We start from the raw sequence: 19,927 nt of genomic DNA on the forward strand, positions 1-19,927 counted from the left end.
GGATCAAACCATGTCCGCAAATGCTGTAGTCCGTGCCCGTATCGACGAGCACATCAAGGAAGAGGCGACCGTCGTGCTGGCAGCGATGGGACTCACCGTGTCTGACGCCTTCCGCATCATGTTGACCCGAGTCGCCCGCGAGAAAGCCTTGCCGTTCGAGCCGCTGATTCCGAACGCCACCACCATCGAGGCGATGAAGGAAGCGCGCCGTGGCGGCTTGAAGTCGTTCGCTTCCGTCGAGGATCTGATGGCGGATCTGAATGCGGACGATTGAACAGACCAGCCGGTTCAAACGCGATTATAAACGCGAAGCCAAAGGCCCGCATCGTCAGACGCTGGCGAGCGATTTCATTGCCGTCGTCACAGCCCTGGCGAATAACCAGCCTCTGGCCGAGAAGCACCGTGACCACGCCCTCACCGGCGACTGGAAAGACCACCGGGACTGTCACATCAAGCCCGACCTGGTGTTGATTTACCGCAAGCCGGATGACGCCGTGCTGCAACTCGTGCGTCTCGGATCGCATAGCGAGCTTGGCCTGTAACGCCGGGGTCTGCCCAGGACAAGGAAAGAAGCTACATGACAATCAGCATCACCGACGACGATTGGAACGAACTGACTCCCGAGAGTTTCGATACCACCGCACTGCTGCGGGCAGTCGATGCCGTGGACGAGCTGCGCGGCGATTGAGTGACAACGCAGACGGCGGGCCTCCGCAACTGCGCACCGACCTGTTGAAGCTGCATCAACTGGCGATGAGGTGATCCAGGTGCGGATTCGAGAGCACGTCATCGCCACCAATGACATGCGTCTGTTCGGTCTGCACCTACTGGGGCAGGCGTCGCTGCGCATGGAGCAAGCGCTGTGGCCAGAAGAATATGAGCGGATGACCCGCGAGGTCGAAGAAGCTCTCCGTGAGGCCGACGACCCCAACGCCAAGTCGTACACCCACGAGAAGTCATGCAGGCGATGCAGGAACGAATCGACCAAGCACGAGACAAGCCATGTTGATCGGCCCTGCCCCAACTCCCTCGAACTCGGATGAGTCGGACCTAGCAACGTGGTGACACCGATCATCTAGGGCCGGAGCAGAGCCTGTGTCAGCCCGCGAGGCGGTGCGTCACTTCGCTGAGCTGGGCCGACAGCGTATGCAGGTTCTGGCTGGCTGCCTCGGTACGCTCGACATTGTCCTGGTTGGTGGTGGCGATGGCGGTAATTTCGGTCAGATTGCGCGAGATATCTTCCGCCACGGACGTCTGCTCTTCGGCAGCGGTAGCGATCTGACGGTTCATGTCGCGGATCGCTTCGACTTCTTGGGTGATGCGCTGAAGCATGCTGCCCGCTTCCGTAACCTGTTCGACACCTTCGTTGCTGCGGGTTTGTCCATTTTCAATCGCACGCACCGCATCCACCGCGCCGGTCTGCACCGTGTCGATAATCTGATGAATTTCAGCGGTGGAGTCGGCGGTGCGCCTGGCCAGCGTGCGCACCTCGTCGGCAACGACGGCAAACCCGCGTCCGGCATCGCCCGCGCGGGCGGCTTCGATGGCTGCGTTTAGCGCCAGCAGATTGGTCTGGTCGGCGATGCCGCGAATAACTTCCAGCACCTTGCCAATGCGACCGCTATCGGTCTCCAGACGGCGTATTACCTCGGCGGTGTTGCTGATCTCGCCGCGCATGTGGGTAATGGTCTGGATAGTCGAACGCATCATGGTCTCACCCTGCTGCGCCGAATGATCGGCCGCATCCGCTGCACGCGCGGCTTCGGCGGCGTGACGGGCGACTTCCTGCGCCGTAGCGGACATTTCATGCATGGCGGTAGCGACCTGATCGGTGCGCGAGAACTGCTCGCGAGTGCCTTGGCCCATCAGTGCGGCGATGGCGCTCAATTCACCACTGGCGCTGTCCAGGTCCGAGGTGTTGCGTTGCAGGAGGGTGAACGTATCGGCAAGGAAGTCACGCAGGATATTCGCGGCAACTGCCAGACGTCCCAATTCGTCAGCACGGGACGCATCGACGCGCTGTGCAAAGTCGCCCTGGCTGAGCTTGGCGATGTGGTCGATCAGGTGACGGATGGGGGCGATCAGATTGCGGTTTACCAACCATAGGCTGAGCAAGGCGATGAAAACGCCAGCGGCTAGCATTACCAACGAGCCGACGACTATTTTACGATCTGCGGCTTCGCTGATGGTTTCCGAACGATGCAGCGCCGAATCGCGCTGCTGGATGACCAAACCACTGAGCTGTTCGCTGGTGGCACGGTCGATGCCTTGAACCGCCTCGTCGCCGGCGAATGGATCGTTTCCGCCGGCGATGTAGGCCGCACGGCCCGCGCGGTAGGCGGCGCCGAGGCGCCGGTGCTCCTCGTGCAGGTCGCGGAGCTGCTTTGACAGGGCAGGGTTGTGCTCGCTTCGCTCAACGAGTCTGCCCAGGATGTCCTGGACCTTTCGTTCCTGGTTCTCGAAGCTTTGCCAGTACTTGCTCAAGGCTTCAGGTGATTTGCCACGCAGCAAGACGTTCTTCCACTCCTGCACCTGCACTTTGAATTCCACGTTGGCTTCGTCGATCAGGCGCGACGTTTCGATCGGACCCTTGAGTAGTTGTTGATACTTGGAAATGTCATCCGACAAGAAGGAAAAACTGGCGAAGGCGATCAGCAATATCACCAACAGGCTGCCGCCGATCAGTGTGAGCAGCTGAGCGCGCAGGGATTTTTTCAAGAGCATCTGGGCGGTCTCGTATCGAAAGGGGGGCGCTTGAGTCATACGCAAGATTGAGCGAGCGGTCAGCCAAATGACCGTTCGTTCGCCCCCTTATGTCGGCGTACCGCTGCGATACTTGAACGCTTTCAGACCAGACGCAGATGGTTGTCCCAGAGCCCTGCCGGCAATTGCAGCGCGGTGCTGACGAAGCCCCCGCTGGCGGGGTCGACCGTTAGGACAAGATGTCCGATCCGCGCTCATCGAAGCCTCCGCGCCTGGCCGGGGCACTTCTACCCGTGTGTTCGCGCAGTTGCGACAGCCAACCCGCAGGGAGTTTTTGCGGTTCATCCGCGTGGCTTGAGGAGACCAAGTTTCCGTCGCGGTCAAATAAGCTCATGCGCTTGAAAACCGGGTCCTCGGCGAGCATTCGCGCGGCTCGTCTCTGGTTTGGCCTTAAGCTACCGGCGCCCCTATCTGCCTGGTCTGCACTCTTTACTATACCGAACGACGAATGTCAGATCGAGCGCTCGGCGATCGGGAATATTTTTCGCCAAGCAAGGGCTACGCATGTCGCGAGATTCCAGCGCCTACGACTGGTGTTTAGAGTCGGCCAATACTCCTGTCCGGCCGGTCAGCCATGCGTCCTTGAGTCGTCGTGAATCCTGGCGGGATCGGACCTGGGCCCACAACCGTTCCCACCGAACATTTTCCCCGCCGGCGAGCGGCTTTCTCGCGCAACAAATTGTTCGGAGCTCAAGGTCCTTCTCTACGTTTCGGCTGCATTGGCAGTGCGTTCGGCCCTCACCCGCCGATCGGCTCACAACAAGGACGCGATGGGCGCGACCATGAATCCGAAAGGAGAACACCATGGCCATCATCGGCATCTTTACCACCTCTAAAGACGGGGCTAGTTGCAGTTAATGTGAGTAGGGAACGATGGAATGCAAGCCGGCGCGGCTGAATGCAAGCTCGCTCGCAAATAATCTGAGCCAGACGGCTCCGTCAGTCGCAGTTAATCTGAGCCGGAAATTGCGCTGATTGCGAGCACGGCCGTTTTCGATTGCAAGCCGGTACATCTAAGTGCGGGGCATTGACTGGGTGGCGGCCACTGGCCACTAGCTCATGCACAACATAGGGTTGGATCCAACTTCTTCAAGGGCGGTCACGGAAATTATTTTGTCCGGCGGGCGCAGCGATAAATTGGCGATGGGGTGGTCCGCTGCACGCGGAGACAACGGGATGAGCCAGCCCATGGCTGGCAAGGCTGGGGGGGGTACAGCACGACGATTGGCTTGACGGGCTGGGCCAATCTGATGCAGCGTGTCAAAGGGCCAGTATGCTTGGCATGTGGCTCGACCTCAATTAAGCACGAAGGGAGCACAAGGACGTGGCGGACAGTGTTGAGATTGACTTTATCGGCGTCGAAACCTCGAAAAGCGGCGATGCCATTACGGTGCGTTACACCATCAATGGCACCACCCAAATACACGTGGTGGACGGGGGCTATATCGACACTGGCCCCCAGATTATCGAACACCTTCAACAGCATTATGGAACAACGCGGATCGACCATGTCGTGCTAACCCACCCCGATCGTGACCACGCCAATGGCCTGAGAGCGGTGCTTGAAAATTGCAGTGTGGGAGCACTATGGCTCAATCGACCCTGGCAGTACGCCGCAGAGCTGCTGCCCCGTTTCGCGACTTATACCTCTGCCGACGCACTGGAGCGAAAGTTGAGGTCGGTGTATTCCGCCAGCGCAACGCTCGAAGCGATTGCCCTAGCGCGAAATATCCCGATCTACAGCCCACTACAGGGCCAGCGTATCGGTGCCTTCCACGTGCTGGCGCCTTCTCGCCGCCGATATTTGGACTTGATCGTGGAGTCCGAAAAAACGCCGGAAGCCGAGGAGGCCTCGGTGATCGGCGAGTCTTTCGAGGGCATTGCCAAAGCGTTTCGAGCATTGACAAACCTGGTGAAATCGGTTTGGGGCAATGAGTACTTTCCAGCTGCCGGTACGAGCAGTGAAAATGAAATGAGCGTCGTTCAATACGCAAAAATCAATGAATCGAAAATCCTGTTGACCGGCGACACCGGCCGCGAAGGGCTGACCGAAGCAGCGGACTTCGCCCCCCATGTCGGTTTGGCGTTGCCCGGGCTCGAGTTGTTTCAGGTGCCGCATCACGGTGGCCGGCATAATGTGTCCACCGAGGTGTTAGATCGGTGGCTGGGGGAACGACTACCATCGCTGCCGGATGAGCCGGTGTGGTCGGCGATCTGCAGTTCCGCAAAGGCGGATGAAGACCATCCGCGAAAGTCGGTAGTGCGTGCGATGATGCACCGGGGCGCGCATTTCGCAGCCCTGGAGGGCACCGACATTCTGTGGTTCAACGGCAATCAGCGAGTAGGGTGGTCGGCGGTGCCCCAGACGGCTTTTCCAGAAGAGCAAGAAAATTGACCGATCCTACTTCGAGAGTCACGACCAATCTCATGCTGTTCATTATCCCTCTTTATCTGGTACTGCTGTTGTTTCTGGCGACGTATTCCATTGGCGCGATGGCATTGGGTTGGCTGAGCCAACCCTACGAGGTGCTGAGGGTGCCGCTGATGTGTGGGGCCATTGCATGCGTTGGGGGATGTCTGTACTGCTTAAGAGCGGTGTATCTCAACAAATGTATGCACAAACGTTGGGATCCCGATTGGCATGTTTGGTATTTCATTCGACCGATCACCAGCATTGTGGCCGGCGCAGTCAGCTACCTGTTTTTAAAGGCTGGATTGTTGGTCCTTGAATCCAGCGCTAAAAGTGATGCCAGTGAAATCGGTTTTTTTGCCCTGGCATTCATTGCGGGACTGAATGTCGACAAGTTTGTCGCCAAAATCGAAGAGGTGGCCAAAGCCGTCTGGGGCATCGATAAGTCGAGAGCTTCCGAGGTGCGCAAGGACGATACCTCTGCAGGCGACCGGCAGTAAGGCACACGCCGGGCCCTTCCCGCATAGGGCCCGTGGCCCTCTGGTCCGACCGGCCCGTTTGAGGTGTTTCCCAGGAATCCTTCAATGTTTCTAAGGAGTTAAGGTGGCCAACGAACTTGCCTTGCTTGATCACACATTTGAGTCACAGAAGGAAGCGGAAGCTTACTTTTATGCCCTGCGCGACAAATACAGCGCCTCTGCGGCCGATATCACCCAGCCGCAGGAGTTCGAATTGCTGCGTGAGCTTTACCTCAAATATTGTGAGTACACGGATTGGCCAGTACCAGCCTCACCCATAGCTTTTTGCGTGCGCAATGTCGGAAGGGGTGTGGGTGGTAAGGGGGGAACAACACAAGCTTTTGTCGTTCGGTTCAATTCCGACGCGAAAGCCGATAAAGAGTTCTCGGCGAAGAAGGCCATCCAAGCCATCGCGAAACACCACGCGACCAGGTGAGACCAGGTAAGGCACAGGAGGGGCAAGGTACGCTGCGCCCCCCCCCTGCAACGTCACAGGATCCTCAATGATCTGCAGGGTGTTCACGCCGTCGCCAGTCAACGCGCACCAGCTGACGCCCAAGTGCCTCACCCCCGCTGCGGCTGGGCATGACAGGGGGGGATCAGGAGGACAGGCCTGTTCCAACTCGGAATGGATGGTATCCATTTTTGCGGTCTAAGGCTCGCGCCGGAGAATTGATAAATTGAGCCACCGAAGCACTTCGGGCTTGGATCAATTCTTAAAAATGAAGACACCCGATGGGTCTTGAACTGTCAGGAAGGGTGGCATTGGTCACCGGCGCATCGAAGGGCATTTCTGCCTTCAACACCGCGGGGATTGCGTTATCCACCTCTTCAGGGAGTATTCAGTCTCGGCGTGGTGCGGTCTCGCCACCGAGCAGGGCTCATCATTATTGCCCTACTGTCCGGATGCGGAGCATTCTTCAATTCGTAACATTACGATTTGCTGCGAATCCTTAAGGGGTTCATCAGGCTTTATATCCAAATTTAGGCGCCGGGTTAAATAATACAACTGGGCCTTACGAGCGCGGATCTTTGTCTCGCCGTTGATCATTTGGTAATCGTGTTCAATGGCTAATCTTTTGGGGTTGGAATAATTAGGATTTGGGCCGATCACGATATCAATGAAAGTTTCCCATTCAACATCCTGAGGAACTTCGCCAGGTGGAGCGATTGATTCTGTGATCTGCATGATGCGACCGAGCACGTAATCCTTGTATTTTGACGATTTAAAACAATAAGCACGTATGTGCCATCGAAACCCATCATGGGCAAATGAAGTGGGGTAAATTGTGCGGGTCGCGGCTTCGTCAAAACTTGTCAGAGACCGGTAATCGCAGACTACTGCCTGCTGTTTTTGCAGCGCTCTAATCATACTCACAAGTATGTGAGGCTCGACCTTGCGAGTAGGCGAGGGGAGGCTCGCAACGGGCGGCGCCCAACCGATGAAGCTATCACCCGGGGCAACGGTGCCGTGCTCACGCAACAACAGTTCGTTCAAATATTGACTGCTGTCAAAACTGGCCAGAATCGGCTTAAAGAAGGGTGAGGCGACGTAGGCCTTGAGGGTGCGATCGTAGATCAGGTTGTCCGGTGCAAGCTCCTGGTACCTGGACAAATCCAAGGATGCTTGGGGAACAGAGATTCTGAAAAAGGTCGTTAGGTCGGAGCGATTCAATCGTCCCTCCCACAGCAGACGGAAATCGATGAACTCCAGTCTTCGGTCTTGACCCCATCGGCCAGTACGGGTGATCTGCTCGGTCATGTTATTGATTTTCCATGCTTTTTTATATGCGTATAAAAATTATCCGCATAACTACTAGACGGGTAGTTTTTCTATACGTATCTTAGCCTTCGCGGTGCCAGAACTCAATCGTGCGTAACCGCCCAGGAGGCGTCAATGGCAGCAAAAATTACGTTCTTTCAGGTCGGTAATGGCGACATGACTCTGGTTCGGCTCGCGGACACACGCGTGACAACTATCCTGACCGACATCAACATTCGTAGTTCAGCGGATGATCCCGACGATGACATGCCTGACGTTGCAGGCGCACTGCGTCAGCGGTTGATGTATGACAAGGATCAGCGTCCGTTTGTTGACGCCTTTATGCTTAGCCATCCGGATCAGGACCATTGCCGCGGCCTGCGCAAGCATTTCTGGCTGGGGCGTCCGGAGGACTATCCGGATGACCATCTTGAGCGCTCAGAACGGCGCATTATCATCCGTGAACTGTGGTCGTCTCCGCTGATTTTCCGCCGTCGTTCAGTGAACCACACCTTGTGTGACGATGCGCGCGCCTTCAATTCGGAAGCTCGCCGGCGCGTGGCGCACTGGCGTGCAAATGGTTATGCCACCAGCGGCAATCGCATTCTCATCATGGGTGAAGACAACGACGACAAAACCGATGATTTAGGCGCCATCCTGATAAGGTCGGGCGATACTTTCAACAAAATTGACGGTGAGTATTCATCGCTGTTTTCCGCTCGCCTATTAGCGCCAGCGCCGCATGAAGATGATCAGGAGCTGGAGACTCTGCTGTCTAAAAATGACTCCAGCATCGTCATGAACATGGAAATTTCGCCTTCCATTTTTTCGAGCCGCAAGACGCGCTTTCTGACAGGCGGTGATGCGCGGGTGCTGATTTGGGAGCGTATGTGGGAGCGCTTCCAAGATACACCGGAAGTGTTGGAGTACGATCTCCTGCTGGCACCGCATCACTGCTCTTGGCGATCGCTCTCGTACGACAGCTGGTCGGACCTCCGGGAGAACGCCCAACTCTGCGATGCTGCGCGCAAGGCACTCGGTCAGGCACGCGGCGGTGCGACCATCATTTCCAGTAGCAACAAAATTCTCGACGATGCCGTTGATCCACCGAGCATCCGCGCCAAGCGTGAGTATGACGAAATCACCGACGAGGTGGACGGCTGGTTCGGCTGTACCGGGGACTTGAAGGATGCCGCAGTCCTCGAATTGGAGGTCGCGAGCAATGGGAGTGTGAGCCGGATCGCCGCGGTAGGTATCGCTTCTGCTGCCGCAAGTACCGCCGCAGCTGCGGCACCGCGCGCGGGTGCACCTGAACGATGATCGAATATTTCGAACTGGGGGAGTTACCCGACACTCTGACCAGTGCGCCGCTCTACCCAGCGACCGTGGCTCTGATAAAAGCCTGTGAGAAACATCCTCACATTGCGATCCGTGAATTGCGTATTGCGGAGCAGGGCGACGATCGTTCGGAATACATCGTCATTGATGCGGGTGACGGTGAAGTCAACGCGGGCAACCCAGGGCGGATTCGGCGCAAAGAACGGTTGGCGATAGAGATCAATCCCGAGCGGAGGGTCCCCATTGTCGCTCGCACATTGCGCAAAGACTTTCCGAGTCTGTCACACCAACATGCCTGGGTGCCCGGCACACCAAGGACACTTTGCCTGTACGAAACGGCGTGGAGTGCCGAAGAGCGCAGCTGGACCGCAGAGCGATTCCTCCGTCGGATATTCTGGTGGCTTAAGGAGTCATCCGAGCTGCGCCTTCACCGGGAGGATCAACCGCTGGAACAGCTCTTTTATCTCAGCCCGTACCAGCTGATTCTACCCGCCAATCAATACGAATATGCGAACTCGGTCGACCGCAAGTTGATGATTCAAGAGGTCCAGAAAGGGCCGCCTATCACTTGGAGGGCGGTACCTGAGAGTGATGGATCGTCGGTGAAGGCCATCCGCATGCTGACGATCGAGGTCCTTCCAGTCGAGGCCAAGTCAGTGGTGATGTTTCCCGAGACCTTGGGCGCACTGCACGAACACCTGGTGTCGTGGGGCAGTGAGTTGGCCGATCGGCTGCTAAAGACCACCTTCGACGCCATACCAAATGGCATCAAACCGCCGAGTGGGAAAGGGGAGGCACTGCTGATTCTGGTGTGGGTACCGCGCTTACGCAATGGGCGCGACGAGCGCCCTAATGTTATGGGGTATGTAGTAGGCACTTCACTCTACGAGCTCGCCTGTGCATTCGATATCTTAGGGCCAAAGGACGGGGAGGGGCTGCAGTTCCGCTTCCAGCCACTGGATGGCCAGGTCGGTGCGGGCTGGCAGAAGCTTCCGCTGTTACCTGTGGAAATTCGTCCCGGGATGGACGCCAAGAATGCGCGGGATCTGTCTGCAATTGACCATGACACCGCCGTTTTTAAAGGCGTATTGGCCGGTGTCGGGGCCTTGGGAAGCACCTTGGCTGATATCTGGGTGCGCTCGGGCTGGGGGCAATGGACATTTATCGATCCTGATCAGTTGATGCCGCACAATCTGGTCCGGCAATGGGGGTTCGATGGCCACCTGGGTCTGTCGAAGACCGCGGTTGTGCAGGAGCTGGCGACGTACATCTATCCGCATGAGCCCGCCCCGACTGCCATCGCCAAGAGCGTTGTCGAGGAAGATGGGGATGTGGTTCAGGCGCTTCGAGACGCGCAGCTAGTGGTGGATGTCACCACCACCTTTGAAGCGCCTCGTAGCTTGGCAGTTCGCGATGATGCACCTCGAACCATCAGTTTGTTCCTCACTCCCTCGGGGCTCTCCAGTGTCATGCTCATGGAGGACGCCAGCAGGACGCAGCGAATCGACGCCCTGGAGGGGCAGTATTACCGCGCGATCCTGAACAGTGAGTGGGGGCAATCTCATCTCGAGCATCATTACGGCGACCGCTGGGTGGGAGGCGGTTGCCGGGACATATCGGTGCGCATGTCCAATGAGTGCATTCATGCACATGCCGGGATCTTGTCGCGCCAACTTCGCCAGGCAGTGCTTAAAGAGGAGGCCCGGCTCTGTATTTGGTCATCCGATGAGGCTTCAGGGGCCGTTCACGCGCACGAGGTGGAACTGTTTGCAGTGACGCGCGAAATTACCGCGGGCTGGACCGTCACGTATGACCACGGTCTTCGGCTGAAGCTTAAGGACATCAGAAGGGGCGCGCTGCCAAATGAAACCGGTGGTGCCATTCTCGGTGTCACCGATTTCAAGAACAGGACCATCACTCTTGTTGATGTGCTACCTGCGCCATCCGACAGCGAATCCAGCCCTACTCATTTCATCCGCGGCAAGGAAGGACAACGGGAGGCATTAGAAAGGGTGCAGCAATTGACTGCGCGGGTGGTTGATTACGTAGGCGACTGGCATTCCCATCCGCCAGGCTCTTCGGCAAGGGCGAGTGTTGACGACGAAAAGTTGATAGCGACCTTGCATCAAAGAATGAGTGCTGATGGCTTGCCTGCGGTTATGGTCATCGTTTCGGAGCATGAGATAAACATAGTTGTTAAGCAATAACGTTAAACATTAGAACGTGCTGCAAGTTCACTCACGTCCACCCTGCGGCAGGACGCTAGTGGGTAGACGACTTGACCGGTTGGGCATCTATATAGGTGTGGGCTTGGCCAATATTAGGCTGCGATGGAAGTACGATTTAGCTCTTTAGCAGCGTTGCTTTAGGCCGCAAGCGTTGCTGACATGATCGTCCACCTTAAATGCCTGCTTGGCATGGAGCGCTGCCCAGTACAAGTCGTTCAATTGGATACCAGGCATCAAGAGCACAAGGGGAGATTGGCTTCTATTATGGCAGTGATCTCAGGTAATCCATTGCGCCGCGCATAGTTAAAAATTTGAGTTTTGAACTTTACCTAATCCGTACATCTTTAATGCTAGTAACCGTCAACGGGAATAGTGGGTAGAAAAAATGAACGAAACGAAGTCGGAGTTGAATAGTGGAGGCGAGCAACATCTGAATGGTGTCTATGGAGGGTGGGAGCTCCTTATTGCGGGTGTGGTCTTGGTTGTTGTGGCCCTGCTGGATGTCGCCTATCTTCAACTCTATCTTTCTGGTCGCGAACCGGTATATGTATTCTCGGCGGTTATGATCAGCGCCTTGGGGGGCTTTATATTGTGGCTTCCGTTCGCAAGGAGACGGATCGAAGCGGCCGGAGAAACCCGATTCTCAAATTTCCTGGCCTTACCTGACAATGAGGTACCTATTACGTTTCCGGTGGTATCGGCTTTTCTGGGTGAACAAGCGTTGGGCGGCTTTTTAGGCAGCGTGCTCATGCTGACGACGCACGGGGTTTTTTCCAATTTTGGGGCTGCGATCGCAGGAATTTATTGCTTTGCTCTAATAGTCCTTGCGATCACAATTACATCTTTCTCGCTTCTTAGATTTGTTGTTCTCTTTGCTAGATATGGTTGGGCCACTTATGGGGTTATAGCTGTTTCCTCGCTCATTGTGATGTTCGGATTTTTCTGGGCGGGAGTGAGATCGGTATCGTAGTTGCAGGTGTATGGTGGGAATGATGTTGCTCATGGAGGCCATGTCACGCAAAGTCAAGCGGCACTGGGGTGTCATATTTTTAATGATACTTCCGACTGTATTTTTTCTGAACAGCCTTGGCGGGGGCGTCGCAGACAATGGCGATGGGACGTTGGTAATCCCTAGATGTGAATTTCCATTTATAGTCTCGTTGGGAAATTACTACTCAAGAATTACTTATGTCAAAGTTCGCATAGTTCCGTCAACTCAAAAGATACCTGGCCGATCTAGAGGCCCTGAAGGGGTAGCTTCAAGTCGTGCGAGGGGTATTAAATGGTCGCCGTCATGCCCGACTTGGAGAATACAGTGATCGGACCACTCCCCAAGAGAATTTCTATTTTGATGCTGCCGTCTTCGTACAAAGATAGCATATGGTTTTTTAGCACTATAGATGAGAGCCCTGAGTCATCGTGAACCCATTTGGTAAAATCCCATAAATACATACGTTGCCCTGTATCTTTATAATTTTTAGGCTGTCCGCTGTGATCATCTTCTACTTTATCCAAAATCGTTTCTACAAGCTTGAAGGCCTCGCTTTTCGTTCCCACACATCCAGCGGACCCAAGCTGTTCCATAAAAATCAGCAATCGTTCCCGCTTTGAGAGCTCACTCATAACTATCCTATTACCTTTAGTGGGTGGCAGATATAACCATCGGGGTGATAATTTTTTGTCTCTGGTTTTTCAGAGACTTAATGGGGGAGCTTTTCGGGCTGCAACTAACTTATCGATAGCACCAGAGATGGTCAGGCGAATTTCATCTATGGAAAATTCGTTTGTGGAAGCGTCCGCATGTATGGTGACGCCATGAAGATCAATTGCCTTCGCAGTATCTATTTCCCATTTTACCCACGGTGAGTTTTTTATGGAATCAGTGCTCAGCAGCATAAAAATATCTGCCTGCTGCAACTCATTTGCCACTCTTGCTTGCTTATTTTTTGAGTGATTGTGAAGAAGATCGATATAGATATCCCCCAAGTCAGATAATTCGAACTCCAAGATACTAAGAAAGTCTCTCGTTATTATTTTGTCTCTGGTGGTGTAGCTGATAAATATCTTCATTTTTACTGGCCAGAGGCGAAATGCTTGACAATATGCATGATGATGGTTGCGAGCATGATGAGTACGAAAATGGTTGAGCAGTAAATGTATAGCAGCATGGATTTGTTAAAAATCGCTGCATTCCATGAATTAGGCAGTATAGGTGGGGCGATAGATTCTCCAGTGTTTCGGTTTGAGATTTTAGTTTGAAGATTCAAAATTTTCTGTCGATTCACTCTTTGATAGTAATAGGCTGTGGTATCGCACATCCAGAACCCGGTGCTAATGAATAGGCAGGTTAGCGAAAGCAATAATGGAGTTGTATCCGTTCCGAGCTTCAGCATGGCCGCGATAATAATGCCCAAGGCACCCACGCATAATTTTTTGTATTCAAAGCATTGATTGCTAATTTGCATTGTTGATTCATGGTATTGCTCAACCGAGGACCAGTCTAGCTCGTCATCTAAGCTCTTCTTATATTCCGGCATCCCACTGCTCATATTTAAAACCCTTGGCGAAAGAGAGATCTTATCTTATGAGCCCGATTTCGCCAAGATCGCGGAGTTAAAGAGTTATAGCACTCTGCGACTATTGTCAAAATTTTGGCTAGGGGCAGGGAGTTCCCATAGTTGACGAAGGGGAGCGGGATAACGCGCGACGGCAAGTGCTTGCGCAACTTCAGGGCTGCATCCGAGCGGCTCTGAAGTTGATGTCATTGACGTCAGCGCCCAGCTGCTGAGCGCTGGGCCGTTGAGCCTTGGAAGCTGGCGGCGAGGAAACGCTTGCGGCAATTGGCCGGTCGCATTGAGTTAGGGTTTCGCCTTCGCTCCCGTCTGCTTCCCATTCGCGAGCTTTTTCTTCTCACTGGCATTGCCATTTTTGGCAAGTTCGCCACGGACTCTGTGCAGTGCAAGGAATCTTTCCGGCGCCGAGCCCGCTCCATTTCTAAATACAATCACTTCCGCACTCCAGAACCCTAGTGCTGCGGAACCGCCGACCTCGCTAAGCCACATAGTTGCCGCGCTTGAGGCGCCTGCAGGTATATCAGTGCTGGCGCTATCTCCTCTCGATGTCAGCATGGTGACATGCGGTGGGCTCGCTATTCTGCCCTGTCAATGAGTACACGTTGTTTGGATAAAATCCGAGCGTGCATTGCACGAGCAGTTGCTGTAGCTGTTCGGTGGTTGCGCCGCCAAGAAGCTCATTAATTACTTGGGTGAGCCATTTCTGCGGATCATTAGAAGCCGTGCCGCCGGTGAGCATTTCCGCGACTTCGATGATTGGCAGGGCCTCGCTTTTAAACCCGACTGAAGGCGTTGCATAAATAAACTCCTGGAAGACGGGCCTCTTCTGGGGACGCGCTCCAAAACCGCCGGCGAGTTGTTCGTTTCGGGTTGCATAAAGGTCAGTAGTGGCACAGGGGTAACGGCAAGCTTCGAGGCTTTTTACGCCCAGCTTGAGCGACGCCCCATCCTTATCGACATCAACTTCAAGATCAGCGTTACTGGACTCCCATTTCTTTCCGTTGTGCGCGATGCGCGCCGATACGATCACTACTTTACCTAAGCCAAAGCTACTGATCGGTGCGTAGTTGGCGAGCTCGTGCTCGAGGCGGGCAGCAGAGGCTTGCAGATCGCTGATGACGGCCATTCCACCGATGCATTCTCCGGCAGTTGCGATGAAATTATCGGCCGCGACAAGCAAACTTTGTTCGGAAAATCTTGTTCGAGTGAGAGACTGACCGGCTATAGGCGAGGTCACTCGGGCGTATACCGCATCTGTACCTGGCTGCAATCCATGTCCAGGCATTGAATAGGTCGCCGAGTAATCCCATATTTTTGCTGTAGCCAGGGTCTGCGGCTTCAGGGTCTTGGTGGTACCGATATGCCCTGAGGCAATCGGTGTATCGAGGACTCGCCGTAGCGGCGCTGGCGCTGTGAAAGTGGGCAACACGAACTCCGCCCGCGCAGGGCCGACGTCGACCAGCCGCAGCCAGGGTGCGCCGGTCGCCTTCGCCAGCGACTTCACCTCCGCGAGGTCGACAAGAATGTGTCTGGCAGCAAATTTGAGGGCTGGAACGGAAACCATGCCTGGTTCAGCACCCATCGTGGCCTAGAAGGCTGCCCAATATCCAAGTCTGACAGTTATCGGATATGGCAAAATAGGGCTTGGAAGGATGACACCAAAACAGGATGACTATTAGCTCAACTAAATAGATGTTTAGTTGAGTTAAAAAAGGCTTGCTAGAAACCACCCCCAGAAAGAGTAGGGCAGACCTGCTAGATTCTAACCACGCCACGCACAGAAACGTTGGTAGGCAGTTTCGGCGTTTGATTTTCGCACAAGTCTGGTTACGTCATCCATCCTCAACGTCCTTGCGCTGTGGTGCATACTTGTTTCTCGCAACCAGAGCAGACTCGCTTTACGGAACCCTGAGTCCGGCGAGACCACGCATCCGCTCTCGATAAGCCTATCAAGACGACCTGACATACCGACGTTGGAGTACGAACGCAGAAAACCACGGACGGCTTCGAAACCGTCCATGGGTTTGAGATATGCATCAAAGTTCGCCAGATAGTTCATCACCAGCGGTAGGCACGGGTCAGGTTCATCGCTAGTGTGATTGACGAATTCTTTGTAGGTGTTAAACAGCGGATACGGGGCCGGCATCTTGTTATCCTTTACGGGATACTGCATTGCAGATTTCAGATTCTGACAGTCATCGGATATTACATGTCGATCAGGTAGCGGAGCGCTGGAGGTAATCATTCGCGCTTTCGCCGCAGCGAACGAAATTAAAGAATTACTGCGCAGCTGGGGGCAGTTGACCCGGGCGTGTAGGGGTAGGCGCTGTCAATGTGATTGACACAGGCGTCAACCTCTCTCTACTGTAGCAATGCAACTGCGGGACGACTAACCGGTTGAGATTCGAACGTCCCCTAGCCCGAGAGGGTGCTCGCGCAAGGCGGGCCGATGCCTTATAAGGCGAAGTGGTGACCGGATCTGCTTTACCCGAATACAGATGGGCTCATTAGCAGAAAAGAAAATGCTCCGTATCAAAAGATGCGGAGCATTTTTCGTTATGGCATAAGGGCTTTAGCAGTTCAACACTCACGAAAGCAATGCCCGTTGGCAAGCAGTTTCAGGCCTGCGAAGAGACCGCAATCGCCGCCAACGCAAAAGTAAACGCCCTGAACAAGTCGTGGCGTACTGTAAACCTGTTTTCTGATCTGTTAACCACCGTGGTTAACAAGTAAAAAATTTGGTTTACAACGATAACGCACTAGCACATCACTGCGCTTTTGAGCGAACCAAATTCTGGAGCAGCTACCAGGGTATTAGGTGGCTGCAAAAGCTCCACGACCTTATCTGAATGTAACTCAGCCGGCGTTGGTCATTGCGCGAATGGCAGCCCGTGAAATCCGTGCACCAACTCCATGCCGAAAGCTGCAGATTTCACACAGCGCCGTGCTTGGAGGTGGACCTGCGATTCACGAAGTAAAATCAGTCGCGACGAAGCCCGCAAGGGACACGCCGGCCTGGTTAGTGAAATCCTTAAACGGAGACCACGAGGGCCAATGGAGACCAAAAAAGAATACGTCGTGAACCCATCAGTGCAGATCATCTGTAGATGTAAATTCTTTTCCAGGCGGCAAAACGGCTATGCAAGGAATTTAGTTCTCGAAATGAAAGGAGATTACTTCCGAGAGCTCGTGAACCAGCTAGTGCCAGGCTTCAAATCTGATCACCAGATATAGGACGGTTCGCATAATGTATATTATGTTAAATGAAGTGTTATGCCTTATAGGTTCATGAGCTACGTAAGTCACTGATGTGACGCCTGATGAAAAAGTAGAAAATGACTGATTAAAAAAAATACCAAGATATCAGTGAGATGCAGCATTCTCCGCTGTCAAGGTTTCCCTTGCCCCCCCTCGTTAACGGTTAAAAAAGGAGAATCCTGATGAGGCTTTTGCCTGTTTAAAAAGCCTAAAAAGAAGACTAAATACTGTGCTATTTTTCAAGAGTACTCGTGACTTCCTTTTAGACCAATGGGATCGTCAATGTCAAAAGTCATAGACCCTCGGCCTGTCCTTGCTGGTCCCGAAAGTATGTCTCTCGATCTCGGGCTGTACTACGCTCGCTACCCCTGCATCGAAGCCTTCCTCAGTAGTCTCTCCGCTAATCTTGATGTAGAAACGGACTTAAAATGCGCTATCCGCTTTCTTGCATATCATAGTCACCCGCTTGGAACCTTTAATAATTACCGAACATTCGTTGAACGTTTGCTCCTATGGAGCTGGATTGTCGCCGAAAAAACTGTACTGACACTAGATAAAGAGACGTTTACGAATTTTATTACTTTTTGCAAGATGCCACCTTCAAATTGGGTTGGATTTTCTACAACCGCTAGATTCGCTCAAGTCGATGGTAATTCGGTTTTCAATGAATCATGGCGGCCTTTCAATATTCGAGCATCTAAAGATGTAGGGGCGCGCAGCCCTAAAGTGGAAACCTTGCGTTTCATTCGTAGCGTTTGTAGTTCATTTTATGGTTTTCTCTGCGAGGAAGATGTGATAGCGATAAATCCAGCTATATCATCACGAACTTTCTATGGAAGAGGAATGCGCGCTACTTACCCTGTGGAACGATATTTAACTTCCGAGCAATTAGGTCAGGTTCTGCAAGCGCTAGAATTTCATGCGCTGGGTGATCCTGCTGGTGAGCGTGCTCTTTTTATAATAGCAGCAACGACTCTTATGTGTTTGCATGCTGCAGACCTTGCAAATGCTGATAACTACTGCCCATGCATGAATTGCTTTGTTCTAGACGATGCCAGATGGTGGTTGATACTAGAGGCGCCAGGTCGGCTGCTAAGGAAAGTTGAAGTCACTCCAGAGTTCCTGCCCTACTTGAGACGCTATCGAAAAAGCCGAGGACTACCCCCGTTCCCAGAGCAGAACGAAGAAATCCCTATCTTGGAGGCTAGTCACGGGCGCCCCGGTCTTTCCGTGCGACAAATACGAAGCATTGTTAAAGAAGCGCTTATGAAAGCTCATGCAAGCATTACTTCTACAGACAAAGGCGGTGAGCACTGGAATATCCTGCTTGGTGGCAGTATGCGTTTTTTGAAAGAAAGCGGCGCAAAGATTCGTGCGCAAAGCTTCCGCCCTGCCGAGTTGCAGAAATATCTAGGCATTTTCAGCTTGGCTTATACCTATGGAAGGTATTATGGTTGATAGAGCGTTCCCCGCTAGCTTAAATTCCTGGCCTATAAGCTTCTCTGGCGGGACGCCCGGCAGACTCATTTCTCCCATTTAAAAATCCGACTCCAATCGTAACTGCATGTTATTAAACGTATTATTTGTAAGGATCATGGGGTTACAGATTTTAAGAAGGACAGCGAGGATTGATCGGAGAAATCTAAGCAATATCCGATAATCACCAGACCCGGATATTGCTCTATACTACGCTGAAAGACCGATATAGACGCATTCGCCCAGGTTGAACCACTTCATGTCGCAGCATCCCCAGCCGCTTTTCGAGACCTTTGATCGCTTCCACGAACTCAACTTTCTTCACCTCAATGGCGAGCTTCCAGCGGTTCGGGACTTCCTCCATGGTTGTGCCGATGAGCTCCAGGCCGTCGAGGGCTATCGCGCCGTTCGGGGATTTCTGAAGTCCTACGCCGGCAACGAAGCCACGTTCAACTCCTATCGAACCCACGTCGAGCGGCTGCTGCTCTGGTCCCTACTGGTGGCTGTCAAGCCCCTTGTTGAACTGCGTCGCCGGGACGCCGAGGCCTTCATGGAGTTCTGCCTCAACCCGCCCGCCGACTGGATAGGTCCGGTCGTAAAGTCCCGCTTCCTGCGCGTGGGTGGTCGCAAGAAGCTCGACACGGACACCTACATCGTCAATTTGCAATGGCGACCTTTCAGTCACACTGTGGCCAAGCGCGAACGCAAGATTGCCGAAGAGGCCGTTGCCGCCCTTCCCTCCCGTCCCTACCGCTTGTCCCAGGGATCGGTGGCTCAGGTATTCGCAGTCTGCGGCAGCTTCTTCCAACACGCGATTGATGAGGGTCTCACCGAGGTGAACCCCTTCCGGGCGGTAAAACAGAAATCCATCTACAAGCAACGCAACACCTTGGATGTGGCGTCACGTTCCCTGACTCCGCTGCAGTGGAGCTACGTGATCGAGACTGCCGAGCAGATGGCCGCGACCGACCCGACACACGAACGCACTCTGTTCATCGTTGCGACTCTGTTCTCCATGTACCTGCGAGTCTCCGATCTGGTCGGGCGTGACAACTGGACGCCTACCATGGGCGACATCCGCCGCGATAGCATGGGCAACTGGTGGTTTCATGTGGTGGGCAAAGGCAACAAGGCCGCCAAGATCAGCATCCGCGACGAATACATCCAGAACTACCTGATACGCTATCGCCAGCATTTACAGCTCTCCCCCCAGCCATCTGCCCACGAGAAAACACCGTTGATCAGTTCCCTGAAGGGGCGTGGTGGGCTATCTGATCGACATATTCGCCTGCTGCTCCAAGGGCTATTTGATCGCGCTATGGGGCGTATGGCTGAGGAAGGCTGGAGCGATGACGAAATAGACCAGTTGCGTTCAGCTTCACTGCATTGGTTACGCCACACCTCCGCAACCTTTGATGCACCATATCGAGAGATGAAGGACCTCCAGGCTGACCTTCGTCACAATAGTCTCAGCACTACCCAAAATACGTACTACAACTCGCTGGACGAACAACGGGCACACTCGGTGAAAAGCCTTCCAATCAGACGTTAGACGCCCATTAAACACACACTTGTTTAGCCATCGCGCATAGCTTGAGAAC

At 53.9% G+C, this 19,927-nt stretch carries 16 protein-coding genes and 2 pseudogenes; 11 read left to right on the forward strand and 7 right to left on the reverse strand.

The features are described 5' to 3' along the window. Positions 1-10 precede the first annotated feature (10 nt). From RHM69_RS05075 to RHM69_RS05085, 3 genes and pseudogenes are all read left to right on the forward strand, one after another. Positions 11-274, forward strand: a complete 264-nt coding sequence (locus RHM69_RS05075) for a type II toxin-antitoxin system RelB/DinJ family antitoxin (RefSeq protein WP_020303033.1) — start codon at positions 11-13, stop codon at positions 272-274. Then, positions 261-542: a type II toxin-antitoxin system YafQ family toxin gene (locus RHM69_RS05080; protein WP_011282522.1), complete on the forward strand. Its 282-nt coding sequence runs from the start codon at positions 261-263 to the stop codon at positions 540-542. The genes RHM69_RS05075 and RHM69_RS05080 overlap by 14 nt, the downstream gene beginning before the upstream one ends. 165 nt (positions 543-707) lie before the next feature. After that, positions 708-1,009, forward strand: a pseudogene (locus RHM69_RS05085) (hypothetical protein); the annotation flags it as partial. Between the two features lie 89 nt (positions 1,010-1,098). Here RHM69_RS05085 and RHM69_RS31040 read toward each other — a convergent pair. Together RHM69_RS31040 and RHM69_RS31045 are read right to left on the reverse strand one after the other, a co-directional pair. Further along, a complete protein-coding gene (locus tag RHM69_RS31040) occupies positions 1,099-1,866 on the reverse strand; it encodes a methyl-accepting chemotaxis protein (RefSeq protein ID WP_370588396.1) in 768 nt (255 codons plus the stop codon). Between the two features lie 165 nt (positions 1,867-2,031). Further along, a pseudogene (locus RHM69_RS31045) lies at positions 2,032-2,763 on the reverse strand (methyl-accepting chemotaxis protein); the annotation flags it as partial. Between the two features lie 1,324 nt (positions 2,764-4,087). Between RHM69_RS31045 and RHM69_RS05095 the strand changes: the two are divergent. From RHM69_RS05095 to RHM69_RS05105, 3 genes are all read left to right on the forward strand, one after another. Then, complete coding sequence (locus tag RHM69_RS05095) at positions 4,088-5,158, forward strand: ComEC/Rec2 family competence protein (RefSeq protein ID WP_020302117.1); 1,071 nt, start codon at positions 4,088-4,090, stop codon at positions 5,156-5,158. Between the two features lie 32 nt (positions 5,159-5,190). Beyond that, positions 5,191-5,673, forward strand: a complete 483-nt coding sequence (locus tag RHM69_RS05100; protein WP_032904893.1) for a hypothetical protein — start codon at positions 5,191-5,193, stop codon at positions 5,671-5,673. 103 nt (positions 5,674-5,776) lie between these two features. Beyond that, positions 5,777-6,127: a hypothetical protein gene (locus RHM69_RS05105; protein ID WP_020302115.1), complete on the forward strand. Its 351-nt coding sequence runs from the start codon at positions 5,777-5,779 to the stop codon at positions 6,125-6,127. Positions 6,128-6,586: 459 nt separating this feature from the next. On the opposite strand, the gene RHM69_RS05110 is transcribed toward RHM69_RS05105, so the two are convergent. After that, positions 6,587-7,453, reverse strand: a complete 867-nt coding sequence (locus RHM69_RS05110; RefSeq protein WP_020302114.1) for a WYL domain-containing protein — start codon at positions 7,451-7,453, stop codon at positions 6,587-6,589. A gap of 135 nt (positions 7,454-7,588) precedes the next feature. Between RHM69_RS05110 and RHM69_RS05115 the strand changes: the two genes are divergently transcribed. The 3 genes from RHM69_RS05115 to RHM69_RS05125 all read left to right on the forward strand — a co-directional run bounded on the left by RHM69_RS05115 (position 7,589) and on the right by RHM69_RS05125 (position 11,989). Beyond that, positions 7,589-8,773 carry a hypothetical protein gene (locus tag RHM69_RS05115; protein ID WP_020302113.1) on the forward strand — a complete coding sequence of 395 codons (1,185 nt, stop codon included), beginning with the start codon at positions 7,589-7,591 and terminating at the stop codon, positions 8,771-8,773. Beyond that, on the forward strand, positions 8,770-10,998 hold the full coding sequence (locus tag RHM69_RS05120; protein WP_020302112.1) for a ThiF family adenylyltransferase: 2,229 nt from the start codon (positions 8,770-8,772) through the stop codon (positions 10,996-10,998). The genes RHM69_RS05115 and RHM69_RS05120 overlap by 4 nt, the downstream gene beginning before the upstream one ends. 406 nt (positions 10,999-11,404) lie before the next feature. After that, on the forward strand, positions 11,405-11,989 hold the full coding sequence (locus RHM69_RS05125; RefSeq protein ID WP_020302111.1) for a hypothetical protein: 585 nt from the start codon (positions 11,405-11,407) through the stop codon (positions 11,987-11,989). Positions 11,990-12,297: 308 nt separating this feature from the next. Here RHM69_RS05125 and RHM69_RS05130 read toward each other — a convergent pair whose 3' ends face one another. From RHM69_RS05130 to RHM69_RS05145, 4 genes are all read right to left on the reverse strand, one after another. Then, positions 12,298-12,642 carry a hypothetical protein gene (locus tag RHM69_RS05130; RefSeq protein ID WP_020302110.1) on the reverse strand — a complete coding sequence of 115 codons (345 nt, stop codon included), beginning with the start codon at positions 12,640-12,642 and terminating at the stop codon, positions 12,298-12,300. A 69-nt stretch (positions 12,643-12,711) separates the two neighbouring features. Then, positions 12,712-13,089: a TIR domain-containing protein gene (locus RHM69_RS05135; RefSeq protein WP_020302109.1), complete on the reverse strand. Its 378-nt coding sequence runs from the start codon at positions 13,087-13,089 to the stop codon at positions 12,712-12,714. A gap of 2 nt (positions 13,090-13,091) precedes the next feature. Beyond that, positions 13,092-13,568 (reverse strand): hypothetical protein, encoded by a 477-nt coding sequence (locus tag RHM69_RS05140; protein WP_139129447.1) that lies wholly within the window; start codon positions 13,566-13,568, stop codon positions 13,092-13,094. A gap of 556 nt (positions 13,569-14,124) precedes the next feature. After that, positions 14,125-15,156: a hypothetical protein gene (locus tag RHM69_RS05145; RefSeq protein WP_020302107.1), complete on the reverse strand. Its 1,032-nt coding sequence runs from the start codon at positions 15,154-15,156 to the stop codon at positions 14,125-14,127. Between the two features lie 2,024 nt (positions 15,157-17,180). On the opposite strand from RHM69_RS05145, the gene RHM69_RS05150 reads away from it, so the two are divergent. Together RHM69_RS05150 and RHM69_RS05155 are read left to right on the forward strand one after the other, a co-directional pair. Beyond that, entirely contained in the window at positions 17,181-18,308 is a 1,128-nt protein-coding gene (locus tag RHM69_RS05150) for an integrase (RefSeq protein WP_073663301.1), read from the forward strand. Positions 18,309-18,585: 277 nt separating this feature from the next. Continuing rightward, on the forward strand, positions 18,586-19,878 hold the full coding sequence (locus RHM69_RS05155) for a tyrosine-type recombinase/integrase (protein WP_028688854.1): 1,293 nt from the start codon (positions 18,586-18,588) through the stop codon (positions 19,876-19,878). Positions 19,879-19,927 lie beyond the last annotated feature (49 nt).

It is taken from the genome of Pseudomonas sp. CCI1.1 (genome assembly GCF_034348165.1).
Lineage (GTDB): Bacteria > Pseudomonadota > Gammaproteobacteria > Pseudomonadales > Pseudomonadaceae > Aquipseudomonas > Aquipseudomonas paracarnis.